Raw genomic sequence first — 12,199 nt, 5'->3', positions numbered from 1 at the left:
GCGCCGGGCGCTTGAGCAATTTGAAGGCTCCACGCCAGGCGCGCTTGCCCGAAACGACCAGTCCAACTACCAATCTCAAACCCGCAAACTCTCGTTATGACCGAGGGACCGGCGGGGAGCAGGTCACGGCCCAGAGCAGCCATTTGGCTGATCGCAAATGCCGCGGAGCGGCATTCGCAAAGCGGACCTCCATGCCTTGCGGCACCGGGCCGCGCAATCCCCAAGGACCCATTCAGAACAACCAGAGGCGCCGGCAGGACCGAACCAGCCGGCGCCGAGGTCTTCAATCCTTGCCGTGGGCGAGGTCCGTGAGCTTCAGCACGTTGCGCTGGAACAGGAACAGCCCGCCACCAATGCTCAGCCCGATGAGATCGGTAACCAGCCCGGCATCGAGCATTCCGAGCGCCCCGCAGATCAGCAGTGCCCGTGCCATCCAGCCGATCCGGCCGAAGAACCAGCCGATGATCCCGGACGACAGCAGGTAGATGCCGAACAGCGCCGAGATCGTCACATGAATGGTGTCGAGCCAACCGCCCTGCATCAGCAGCGCGTCCGAGAAGAAGAACATGTAGGGCACCACGAAGGCCGCAAGCCCGATGCGGAAGCTTTCGACGCTGGTCTTCATCGGGTCCGACTGTGCAAGCGCCGCGCCGGCATAGGCGGCGAGCGCCACCGGCGGCGTGATCGCCGACATCACCGCGAAGTAGAAGATGAAGAAATGCGCGGTCAGCGGCTCCACCCCGAGGTTGATGAGGCCCGGCGCAATGACCGAGGCCGCCACCGCGTAGGCGGCGGTGGTGGGCATGCCCATGCCGAGGATGATCGCGACAATCATCGAGAACATCATCGCCAGAAGCTGCGATTGATCGGCGATTCCGAGGAGCAGTGCTGAGAAGCGCGTGCCGATGCCGGTCAGCGCGATGACCCCGACGATGATTCCGGCCGCCGCGCAGACCGCGACGAGCTGGAGCACCATGCGCGCGCCGATGTCGAGTGCGTGAAAGAGCTGCTTCGGCCCCATGCGGTTCGGCGTGAGCCAGGACACCACGGCGGCGGTGATCATCGCCAGCGTGCCGCAGCGGATCACCGAGTAGCCGAGAAAGAGCGCCCAGATCAGCACCACAATCGGCGCGAAGAGATAGGCCTGCTTCAACAGCGCGCCGAGCTTGGGCAGCGCCGAGCGCGGCAGGCCCACCATGGCGAAGCGTTGCGCCATCAGGTCGACCATGAAGAACACGGAAGCAAAGTAGAGGATGGCCGGGATCAGCGCGGCCCAGATGATCTCGGTATAAGGAATGCCCGTGATCTCGGCCATGATGAAGGCGCCCGCGCCCATGATCGGCGGCATGATCTGCCCGCCCGAAGAGGCCGCGGCCTCGACCGCCGCGGAGGTCTGGCTGCGGTAGCCCACCTTCTTCATCAGCGGAATGGTGAGCGAGCCGGTCGAGACGACGTTGCCCGCCGAGGTGCCGTTGATCATCCCCATCAGGCCGGAGGCGAAGACGGCCACCTTGGCCGGACCGCCGCGTTTGTGGCCCGCAGCGGCGAAGGCGACGTTGACGAAGTAGGCGCCCACATGGGTGGCCTGAAGGAAGGCCGCGAAGATCACGAAAAGCACGATGTAGGTCGAGGAGATCGCGATCGGCGCGCTGAGAATGCCGTTGTCGGTGAAGATGTAGGAGAAGAACCGCTTCGGCTCGTAGCCGCCGTGGTTCAGGATGCCCGGCAGCCACGGCCCCGCGAAGGCATAGGCCACGAAGACGGCGGAGATGATCACCAGCGCCATCCCGGCCATGCGCCGCACCGCCTCGAGGATCAGGATCACGCCAGTGATGGCCGCCCACATGTCGCCTGGCTGGGCCATGGGCATGCCGGCCCGCATCTGGAGCGCGCGCGCGAAGTAGATGACATAGCCGATCGACGCCGCCGTTGCCACGGTGAGGAGAATGTCGGCCAGCGTCCAGGCGCCGATGCGCCGGTCCTCGAACAGCCAGCCATGCAGCATCGCAGCCGTCGTCCCGAGGGTCAGCGGGATGCCGAAGCTCGTCACCGCCCAGCCCGGCGGCACGGCATTGCCGAGAAACCACCAGTTGCCCCAGACCGCCAGGATCGCAGCAGCGCCGAACAGCGTGCCTGCCGCCGCCAGCGCCAGAAGGATCGTGTTGCCGATGCTGCGGCGGGACGCCGCCTGATCGGGAACGACGCCATAGGCGCCGTAGAGCAGGAAGCCAAGTGCCAGCCCGCCGCCCAGATGCAGCAGGCGGTAGGTCCAGGTTTCGAGAGGATAGAGGTTCATCACCGCCAGGTGGAACACCGCATAGGCGGCGCAGGCGGTGGCGAAGAGGTAGTGACGCGGACCAACGAAGACGCGCTGGTTGCCTGCCGGCGGATCATCGTCGACGGCGGCCGTGGCAACCACCGGGCTGGTCAGCTCATCGAGGGCCTCCGATGAGGGGATCGTCTTGCTATCAGAATGGGTCATCGCATCACCGGATTGCCAAGGGAAATCAGTGCCGCGGACGAGGTGAACCCCGTCCGCGGCGCATCGCGCTGGGGAGGCTCAGCGCAGATCTTCGGGAATGGTGATGCCGATTTCCTCGTAGTAGCGCACCGCGCCAGGGTGGAACGGCATGAAGTTGTTCGTGTCCCAGTTCTCGGCCAGTGTCTCGACCGCCGAGGCGTGGAGCTGCTTCATCCGCGCGTTGTCCTCGAGCGCGAGCTTGGTGATCTCGTAGGCGAGGCTTTCCGGCAGATCCTGATGCGCGATGGCGAAGTTCCACATCGACACCGAGGGGATGTCCTCATCCTGCCCCTCATAGGTGCCGGCGGGAATGGTGAAGTCCTGCATCGAGGGCGCCGCTTCCTTGAAGGTCGCCTTGTCCTCCTCCGAAAGCGGAAGGAAGGTCACGTCGTTCTGGATGGCCAGTTCGCTGAAGGCGCTGGTGGGCAGGCCGGCCGCATAGACGAAGGCGTCGATCAGCCCGTCGGCGAGCTGGCCCGCACCGTCGGAGCCGCCCGCGAAGCTGGCCTTCACGTCGATCCCGGCGGTGTCGAAGTAGCGCTGCCAATAGGTGGCCGAAGTGCCCGAGGCCGGCCCGAGATTGACGCGCTTGCCTTCGAGATCCTCGATGGAGTCGATGCCCGAAGAGGACAGCACGACCGCCTGAAGCGGCGTCTGATACATTGGGAAGAGGGCGCGCAGGTTGCCCGCTTCCATGCCGGGCATCAGCTCGTTCTCGCCCGCCATGGCCTCCTGCGCGGGGCCGGTGGTGCTGAAACCGACCAGCGTCTCGCCGGTCTCGACCAGCACCACGTTCTGCACCGGGCCACCGGTGATCTCGACGCTGGTAGGCAGTCCGAGCCGCTCACCGATCATCGAGCCGAGACCAGAGCCCCAGACGAAGTAGGTGCCGCCCTGCGATCCAGTCGAGATACTCAGGCTGTCGGGCCAATCGGCGCGGTCCTGCGCGTTCGCTGGAAAGGCCGCAATCGTGCTCGCGGCGAGAATGGCATAGGTTGTCATCTTCATGGTTTTCATTCCTCCCTGGTGCTCCTCCTGCACCACGCCGAAAGGCGCGATGCCGTGATCCTCACCATGGCAAGAAATGCTTGGCGCGGCATACGCGCCGAAGATTATATTATCATCTGATATTATCGGGCGCTTTGTTCGATCGCCTCCATATGCCGGTCGAGCTCCTCCAAAAGCGCGTCGCGCTGCGCGTCCCGCGTGCCGCGCGCCCATGCTGCGGCGAGGATGAGCTTCGAGCGGCTTGCGCCCTGCGGCATCGAGAGGCGCACGAAGCGCACGCCGGGAACCGCGATCCGCGCGGTCCAGCGCGGCACGATCGCAAGACCGGTCCCGGTCGCGACGAGGTTGACGATGGTGTGCTTTTCTTCCGCCACCTGCGCAACGCGCGCGGTCAGCCCGGCATCGATAAACAGCTTGATCGTCAGGTCGTGCGAATGCGGTCGTGAGCGACGATCCGGCACGATCAGCGGCGCATCCGCAAGATCGGTCACCGCGATCTCGTCGCGTTCAGCAAGCGGGTGATTGACCGGCAGGGCCACCACCGCCGTCTCGAAGAACAGGATGCGGAAGTTGATCCGAGCATCGCGCGTGTCGGGCGGGCGGCAGAAAGCGATGTCCAGGCTGCCGCTCAGCAGCTTCGGCAGCAGGTGGATCGTCTTCTGCTCGATCAGCTGCACCTCGATGTCGGGGTGATCCTCGCGCAGGTATCGCAGCAGCTGCGGCATCAGCCCGGCCGCGGCGCTGTCGATCGCGCCGACCCGCAGCACCGGCGCCTCGGTCTTACGGATATGGCGGATCTTTTCCTCCAGCAACTCGGCCTGGGCGATCATCTCGCGCACGTCCTCGAGGATCGCGGCGCCTGCCTCGGTCAGGGTCACGCTACGGGTGGTGCGCAAGAACAGCTTGGTGTCGAGCTGCTCTTCGAGGATGCGGATCTGCCGGCCCAGCGAGGCCGGCAGCATACCCAGAGATTGCGCGGCGCGGCCGAAATGCAGCGCATCCGCTGCCGCGACGAAGCACCTGAGGTGAGAGATATCCATGCCGATGCCCATACCAGGGAAATTGTTCCAGATCAGTATATAATCATCCGCGCGTTGAGAGGTCGAGCCCGCCGCTCGTAACGTCGATCTCGACAGCACCGGCATGGCGTCGTCGCAACATCGCTTGCGGCACGGACCGGTGCGCCAGCGACGCCCGGAGGAGGCCCCATGAAGACCTATAAGATCGCATCCATTCCCGCAGACGGCATCGGCCCGGAGGTCATCGCCGCCGGGCTCCAGACGCTCGAGGCGCTGTCGCGGCGCGACGGCGGCTTCGCGCTCGAAGTCACCGAGTTCGACTGGAGTTCGGAACGCTACAAGAAGACCGGCGCGCTGATGCCCGAGGACGGCCCAGACCAGCTCAGGGCTTTCGACGCGATCTTCTTCGGCGCCGTCGGCGCGCCCGACGTGCCCGACCATATCACGCTTTGGGGCCTGCGGCTGCCGATCTGCCAGGGCTTCGACCAGTATGCCAACGTGCGGCCCACCAAGATCCTGCCCGGCATCACTTCGCCGCTTGCGGGCGTGGGTGCGGGCGATCTCGATTGGGTCATCGTGCGCGAGAACTCCGAAGGCGAATATTCCGGCCATGGCGGCCGCGCCCACAAGGGCCTGCCAGAGGAAGTCGGCACCGAGGTCTCGATCTTCACCCGCGTCGGCGTGACCCGGATCATGCGTTACGCCTTCGCGCTGGCGCAATCGCGGCCCCGCAAGTTCCTGACCGTGGTGACCAAGTCGAACGCGCAGCGCTTCGGCATGGTGATGTGGGACGAGATCGCGGCCGAGGTCTCCAAGGAGTTCCCGGACGTGACATGGGACAAGATGCTGGTCGACGCCATGACGGTGCGCATGGTGAAGAACCCCAAGAGCCTCGACACCATTGTCGCCACCAACCTGCATGCCGACATCCTGTCGGATCTCGCCGGTGCGCTCGCGGGCTCGCTCGGCGTTGCGCCGACCGGCAATATCGACCCTGAGAAACGCTACCCTTCGATGTTCGAGCCGATCCACGGCTCGGCCTTCGACATCACCGGCAAGGGCATCGCCAACCCGGTCGCGACCTTCTGGACCGCGAGCCAGATGCTGGAGCATCTGGGCGAGAAAGACGCCGCCGACCGGCTGATGCGAGCGGTGGAGAAGGTCTGCGCCGATGGCATCCTGACCCCGGATGTCGGCGGCGAGGCGACAACGCAGCAGGTGACCGACGCGGTCTGTGACGCGATCCGCGGCGAGAACATCTGAGATGGGCGTGAGCGACCACGACGCCCCCGCGTTGCTGCGCCGGCTGTTCGACGTCGCCGTGGCAGCCGCCGACCCGGCCGAGGTGCTGGCGCGGCACCTGCCGGTGAAGCCCTCCGGGCGCTGTGTCGTCGTCGGTGCGGGCAAGTCGGCGGCGGCGATGGCGCGCGCCGTCGAGGTGGCCTGGCCCGACGTCGATCTCTCGGGCGTCGTGGTCACGCGCTACGGCCACGCGGTGCCGACCGAGCGCATCACGGTGCGCGAGGCATCTCACCCGGTGCCGGATGCCGCCGGAGAGGCTGCGGCGCAGGAGATCCTCGCCGCCGTCGCCTCGGCCGGGCCCGATGATCTGGTGCTGGCGCTGATCTCCGGCGGCGGATCGGCGCTGATGACGCTGCCGCGCGAGCCCCTGACGCTCGACGATCTGATCGCCGTCAACCGGGTGCTGCTGCGCTCTGGGCTGACCATCGATGACATGAACCGGGTGCGGCGGCGGCTCGACCAGATCAAGGGCGGTGGACTGCTGCGGGCCGCGAATGGCGCGCGGCTGGTCACCCTGGCGATCTCGGACGTGCCAGGCGATGACCCGGCCGCCATCGCTTCGGGGCCGACCGTGCCCGACCCGAGCGCCACCGACGACCTGTCGCACTTGGTCGAACGCCTCGGCCCAAACCTGCCGGAGGCGGCGCGCGCGGTGCTTCTGGCACCGGGCGACGCGCAGCCCGATACGACACCGGATTTCCGTCTGATCGCCGCACCGCAGATGTCTCTGGAAGCGGCGGCGGAGGCGGCCCGTGCCGCTGGCGTGACGCCCCTGATTCTCGGCGACGCTCTGGAGGGTGAGGCGCGCGAGCTGGGCATCGTCATGGCTGGCATCGCGCGTGCCGTGGCCGCGCATGGGGCCCCGTTGCCTGCGCCCGCCGTTCTGCTTTCGGGCGGCGAGACCACCGTGACCATCGGCGATGCCACGCCGGGTCGCGGCGGTCGGAATACCGAGTTCCTTCTCGCGCTGACCTGCACCTTGAGAGGTCACCCTCGCGTCCATGCACTCGCCGGCGACACCGACGGCATCGACGGCACCGAGGACGCAGCCGGTGCGCTGGTAGGTCCCGACACGCTAAGCCGTGCCCGCGAGGTCGACTGCGACCCGCGCCGGATGCTGGCGGTGCATGACAGCTACAGCCTGTTCGACCGGATCGACACCCTGATCCGCACCGGACCGACCCTGACCAACGTCAATGATTTCCGGGCCGTGCTTGTGCTGTGAGACCGCCCCCGAGCTTCCCGAGGACCCTCCATGCTTCGCAACCGACGCGCCAAGATCATTGCCACCGTCGGGCCGGCCTCGGCCGCGCCCTTCATGCTACGCAACCTGTTCAACAAGGGCGTGGATACGTTTCGGCTCAACTTCAGCCACGGCGACCATGCCAGTCATGCCGCGGTGATCCGCGCGATCCGCGCGCTCGAGACCGAGGTCGGCGTGCCGATCGGCATCCTTCAGGATCTTCAGGGGCCGAAAATTCGGCTCGGCCGGCTGCCGGGGGGATGCCGTGTCCTCGACCGTCATGAACGGGTCTTCTTCACGCTGACTGAAAGCACCGAAGCGATCACTGCCCTACCGCTGCCGCATGCGGAAGTCTTCGCGGCCATCGCGCCGGGTCATCGGTTGTTCATCGATGACGGTCGGGTGCGGCTTCGTGTCGTGTCGGCTGATGCCGAGCGCATTGAGGCCGAGGTGCTTGAGGGCGGCAAGGTCAGCGACCGCAAGGGCATCAACCTGCCCGACACCCTGCTGGAACTTCCCGTTCTCACGGAGAAAGACCGCGCCGATCTCGAGTTCGGCCTGGACCATGGAGTCGACTGGGTCGCCTTGTCGTTCGTGCAGCGGGCATCGGATCTCGACGAAATCCGCGAACTTATCGCCGGACAAGCAGGCCTGGCGTCAAAGATCGAGAAGCCCTCGGCCTTGGCGGAGATCGAGGCTATTGTGCGCTCCTCCGATGCCATCATGATCGCGCGCGGCGATCTTGGCGTGGAGATTCCGCCCGAAGACGTGCCGGGGCGGCAGAAGGAAATCATCGCGCTCTGCCGCCGCGAGAGCCGGCCCGTGATCGTCGCCACCCAGATGCTCGAGTCGATGACCGCTTCGCCGATGCCCACCCGCGCCGAAGCGTCCGATGTCGCCACGGCGATTTATGATGGCATCGACGCGGTGATGCTGTCCGCCGAAAGCGCCACGGGGGCGTTTCCGGTCGAGGCCGTGGAAGTCATGGATCGCATCATCCGGCGCACCGAGGCGCATGAGGCTTATGGCCGCAGCATCGCGGCCTCGCGCGAAGCTCCCTTCGATGCGGCCGGGTCTATAGCCGATGCAGGCGCAAAACTGGCATGCGCGCTGCGCGCCCGGTGCCTCGTCGCCTATTCCGTCAGTGGCACCACGGCACATCGTGTCGCTGCCCGCCGACCGGCCCTGCCGCTTATCGTCGTTACCAAGGAGACCAGCGTCTCACGCAGGATGGCCCTGGTTTGGGGCGTGCGTTCCGTGCTCGAGACGGCCGAGCTGAACTATGACAGCATGGACTCCATGGCCCGCGAGGAAAGCGCCCGGCTCATCGAAGTGGCAGCCGGCGACACCTGTGTCATTCTCGCAGGTGTGCCGTTCGGCCAGACAGGTAGCACCAACAACATCCGCGTTGCTCGCTATCGCTGAAGCCCGCCCCCCGCCGAAAGAGGGGACGGCTGCTGAGCAGGATGTAGCGCCCCTGGGCCGAAGTCTTGGGCGCGGTAGCGCGCCCGACCGAGACCTGCCGGCTATGCGTTCAACTCATCCCGCCAGCCATGCTCGGGAGAAAAGCCCAGCAATTCGCGCGCCTTGTCGATGGCGTAGAAGGTCTCGGTCTCGGCCATCTCCCGCTTCACGGGCACGTCCGGGTAGAATCGGCGCCTCACCTCCGCGTTGCTGATGCCGACCGACAGGTCCGGATTGGCGACGTTGAACACCTGGTAGCCGAGTCCGTCGGTCTGAAGGCAGCGCTCGACCATCTGGCCGAGATCGCGGGCATCGATATAGGCGAAGATGTTGCGCCGTCGCAGCGCCGGATCATCGAGATAGGCCGGGAAGTCGCGGGCGTATTCGTGCGGCTCGATGACGTTGTTGATCCTCAGCCCGTAGACGTCGGCGGCGGTGCGCGCCTGGAAGCTGCGCGCGGCGGCCTCGTTCGCGACCTTGGACATGGCATAGCTGTCCTGCGGCACGGTGGGGTGCTCCTCGTCCACCGGCAGGTAGTCCGGGCGCATATCGCCCTGTGCGAAACAGATCCCGTATGTTGTCTCGGAGGAGGCGAAAATCACCTTGGGAATGCCCAGCTTCGCCGCCGCTTCGAGCACGTTGTAGGTCGACATGACATTGACGCGGTAGGTCTCGCAGTCAGGCTCGATCAGGATGCGCGGCAGGGCAGCGAAATGCACGATAGCATCGTAGCGCGGCACCGTTGCGAGATCGAGTTCGTCGAGCCCGGCCAGCGCGCTCAGAGCGTTGAACACCTGCCCGCTATCGGTCAGCTCGACGCGCAAATTATCGACACCAGGCAAGTCGAGCGGCACGCGGTCGGCGTTGACCACCCGATGCCCGCGTTCGAGCAGGTAGGGGATGACATGGCGCCCGGCCTTGCCGGAGCCACCCGTAAAGAAGATCCGCATGCCAGTCTCTTATCTGTTGCACCTGCGCGCAGAATAGAGAGCTACCCCGACGAAACAAGCGCACAGAGACGTTCGAGAGACGACTTCGAGGCAAATCAGAAACAAGCCAGATCTGGCGCCGAAGCGGCCGTTCGGGTTGCGCGCAGCGAGCGGCCGCTCACCGCCCTTCGTGACTGGGGCCTGCGCAGGCGAAGCGACGATCGAGCGCTCGCAGCGAACGGCGGGAAGGTCCGCTGAGTTGTCCTTGGTCTTGGCGGCGTCCAAGGCCCGCTTCGAGCCCTTTCACAGCATTCGAAAAGCCTGAGCCGCTCTTCCTTTCTCCGCCAAGCAGGCCATCATGCCGAACGCGGCGACGTTGAGTTCCCGACCCAATTCGCACAGCTTTATACTTATCGTTGCCGACTTATTTACGCAAGCTCAAGCGCGAGCGGGCACACTGACGTCAGCGCATCCAAATCGCTTTTGCGTCGCCAAATAATTGGTGAGCCCTCTTGGCTATTGACGTATCGTCCCACTCCTGGAAGTCATCCAAGATCTTTCTGTTAATCATTAGCATGGTGTGATCATGCAGGCCGCGCCGTTTGCCGGGCTGCTTTTCACTCAGAGGTAACCACGGTCCATTTGACAAGCTTGGATTGAGCTTTTTACTCACCAAGGTTAGATTTCCAATTCCCTGCAGATTGGCCTTGCGCTCTTCGGCACTTATTCCTTCTGGAACTGGCCAGTGGACCTCCCAGGCTCGGGGTAAAATATGCTCAATCTGGAGCTGCAACCAATCGAAATGCATTAGCGGTTCGGCTTTGCCGTTTTGGGTTTGGTATCTATGCTCAAGAGCCTGAAGGAGCATTAGGACTCGGTCGCGCTTAAAATACCCATAGAATTGCCGAGACACCCAGTTGCGCTGAAAGACTACGTCGGAGGGCCATTCGTCGGAGCCAGTAAGCGACTTCAAAACGTCCTGAAGGATGTCACTTGTTCGCCGGTCGGTTTGCGCCCGGATCTCTCCCAAGATCGATAACGCCAAGCTACCATAGCTTCGTGTTTGAGCGCCGCAGACAAAACGTCGAACCAGATAGCTCTCAAGAATTGCGCCGAATTCATCAGCATCTTGAGGGTCTTCTTCTGTGCGAGCGATCACTTCGAGCAATAGGGGATGAAAGACAACAATATCAAGTCGCTTTAGGCGCTCCAGGAATAATTCGAATCGACGCGTTCCATTGGGTTTATCAATTATTACAAATCGCTTTGCATCGGCATGGATCAGGGACATTAAGTCCGAAACCACGACTGTGTAATTGCTGTTTCTATGACTACCTTCTGCATATCGCAAAAATAGATCGTATAGATGTTTAGCTGAAACTGCCTCCCCGGTTTCCTTGGAAAGCCAGTTCTGCAAGAACGTGTCAACGCGAGCGCGAGCGGCGTGGCCGGTGCCCACCTTGGCGCGCCAGTAACTGTGATCGCGATCGAACAGGCGCCAATAGCTTTCGTATAGTGCAGCCGCATCGAGCTTCTGCTTCGAGGCCTCCCACAATAGCCAGTTCTTTATGAGGTCCGCAGGGAGAAGTGGTGTCCCGTGGGCATTAAGTGTTTCGAAGATTGCCTGAGGTTCGTCGCCCCGATCGAGATCGAGAACAATGAGCCTCATATAGTTCCTAACAGCCTCCGATAGAACGCGTGCTGACTCGGCAGGCTCGCCCGTATTTATGAAATCTGTTGCAGCATCGTAAAAATAGCGGTAGGCCTCAGCCATTCGGCCATTGCTCGCACAAGGCTGACTGGAAGCGTGGCTGTTCATGACTGCAATAAACGGCGCACGATCCTCATTCGTTGGCCAAACTTTATATACCTCTTCGTCGATAGCATCGTTTGCTGTAAGTTTAGAGATTTGACGTTTCGCAAGCTCAATCGATCTCCGATCATTCTCCGAGCAAGCTTCAAGAGATATGTCGATCGCATGTTCCACCGCCTTCAGCAGGATCTGGAGCGTGGTGAGACGCTGCTGGCCGTCGATAACTTCTCGTTTCGGAAGACTTCCGGTAGGTGTTGGCTTTTGTTCAAGGACTATCGTGCCTAAAAAATGGCTTGCTACAATACCATCGTCACGCCGTGCTCTTAGGCGATTCAATACCCCCAAAACATCGTCCCATAGAGGTGCCCATTGGTCCTCCCTGTTCCAAACGTAGGGCCTTTGAAAGAGAGGAACTGTATATCGCTGATCTTGGCTGAAAACCTGTGATATCTCTATATATGCCGGCTGCACCGCGATCCTCCTTTGGGCTGGCATCAGGTTGCCCCAGCCCATGGGTCCACGACAACCCGAGAGTGCGTTGCCCTTAGGTATTCTCGCCCTTCTAAGATGCTCTCGACCGCCAAGCGACAGTTGACCTGCCGTTCCTTTGTTTTAGCTGCCGCTGGCTCGCCTGCTCGTCGCCGTAGGTTACTCAGTGTTGCCGTCATCCCGCGCTTTAGTGATTGTTCGAGGCGCGCGCTTACCTTCGACGACCTCGCGGGTGTAAGGCAGAGTCCGCTGCGCGGACGTTGGCCCGGACTGCGGCGAATGACCGCTTCCCGCCCTTCGTGGTGAAAGGTTGGGAGTTCGCTGCGTTTAGCACGAATGTCGAGAGAAGGCTGCTTCCGGTCCTTTGCTGCACATAGCACGAACGGTCGGTCCGGGTCGTAGGTACAACTT

General features: G+C 63.4%; 8 protein-coding genes. 3 read left to right on the top strand and 5 right to left on the bottom strand.

Annotation, left to right across the window (positions count from 1 at the left end; genetic code table 11):
• Nucleotides 1–283: 283 nt before the first annotated feature.
• From ACJASC_RS14340 to ACJASC_RS14330, 3 genes are all read right to left on the bottom strand, one after another.
• On the bottom strand, nucleotides 284–2,482 hold the full coding sequence (locus tag ACJASC_RS14340; RefSeq protein WP_415146605.1) for a TRAP transporter permease: 2,199 nt from the start codon (nucleotides 2,480–2,482) through the stop codon (nucleotides 284–286).
• Nucleotides 2,483–2,560: 78 nt separating this feature from the next.
• Nucleotides 2,561–3,529 carry a TAXI family TRAP transporter solute-binding subunit gene (locus tag ACJASC_RS14335; protein WP_415146604.1) on the bottom strand — a complete coding sequence of 323 codons (969 nt, stop codon included), beginning with the start codon at nucleotides 3,527–3,529 and terminating at the stop codon, nucleotides 2,561–2,563.
• A gap of 122 nt (nucleotides 3,530–3,651) precedes the next feature.
• A complete protein-coding gene (locus tag ACJASC_RS14330) occupies nucleotides 3,652–4,569 on the bottom strand; it encodes a LysR family transcriptional regulator (RefSeq protein WP_415146603.1) in 918 nt (305 codons plus the stop codon).
• Nucleotides 4,570–4,737: 168 nt separating this feature from the next.
• On the opposite strand from ACJASC_RS14330, the gene ACJASC_RS14325 reads away from it, so the two are divergent.
• The 3 genes from ACJASC_RS14325 to pyk are packed head-to-tail and all read left to right on the top strand — an operon-like array spanning nucleotide 4,738 to nucleotide 8,518.
• A complete protein-coding gene (locus ACJASC_RS14325; RefSeq protein WP_415146602.1) occupies nucleotides 4,738–5,811 on the top strand; it encodes a tartrate dehydrogenase in 1,074 nt (357 codons plus the stop codon).
• A gap of 1 nt (nucleotide 5,812) precedes the next feature.
• Nucleotides 5,813–7,075 (top strand): glycerate kinase type-2 family protein, encoded by a 1,263-nt coding sequence (locus ACJASC_RS14320; protein WP_415146601.1) that lies wholly within the window; start codon nucleotides 5,813–5,815, stop codon nucleotides 7,073–7,075.
• Between the two features lie 30 nt (nucleotides 7,076–7,105).
• Nucleotides 7,106–8,518 (top strand): pyruvate kinase, encoded by a 1,413-nt coding sequence (gene pyk, locus ACJASC_RS14315; protein ID WP_415146600.1) that lies wholly within the window; start codon nucleotides 7,106–7,108, stop codon nucleotides 8,516–8,518.
• A gap of 101 nt (nucleotides 8,519–8,619) precedes the next feature.
• Here pyk and ACJASC_RS14310 read toward each other — a convergent pair whose 3' ends face one another.
• On the bottom strand, nucleotides 8,620–9,507 hold the full coding sequence (locus ACJASC_RS14310) for an NAD-dependent epimerase/dehydratase family protein (RefSeq protein WP_415146599.1): 888 nt from the start codon (nucleotides 9,505–9,507) through the stop codon (nucleotides 8,620–8,622).
• A 442-nt stretch (nucleotides 9,508–9,949) separates the two neighbouring features.
• The gene (locus tag ACJASC_RS14305) at nucleotides 9,950–11,770 is read right to left on the bottom strand and encodes a DUF262 domain-containing protein (protein WP_415146598.1); all 1,821 of its coding nucleotides are present in this window, start codon (nucleotides 11,768–11,770) and stop codon (nucleotides 9,950–9,952) included.
• Between the last annotated feature and the right edge of the window lie 429 nt (nucleotides 11,771–12,199).

This window comes from Limimaricola cinnabarinus (assembly GCF_047631075.1).
In the GTDB taxonomy this organism is placed as follows: domain Bacteria; phylum Pseudomonadota; class Alphaproteobacteria; order Rhodobacterales; family Rhodobacteraceae; genus Limimaricola; species Limimaricola cinnabarinus.
The sequence above is the reverse complement of the archived record's forward strand: the minus strand, read 5'-3'. Positions and strand labels throughout refer to the sequence as shown.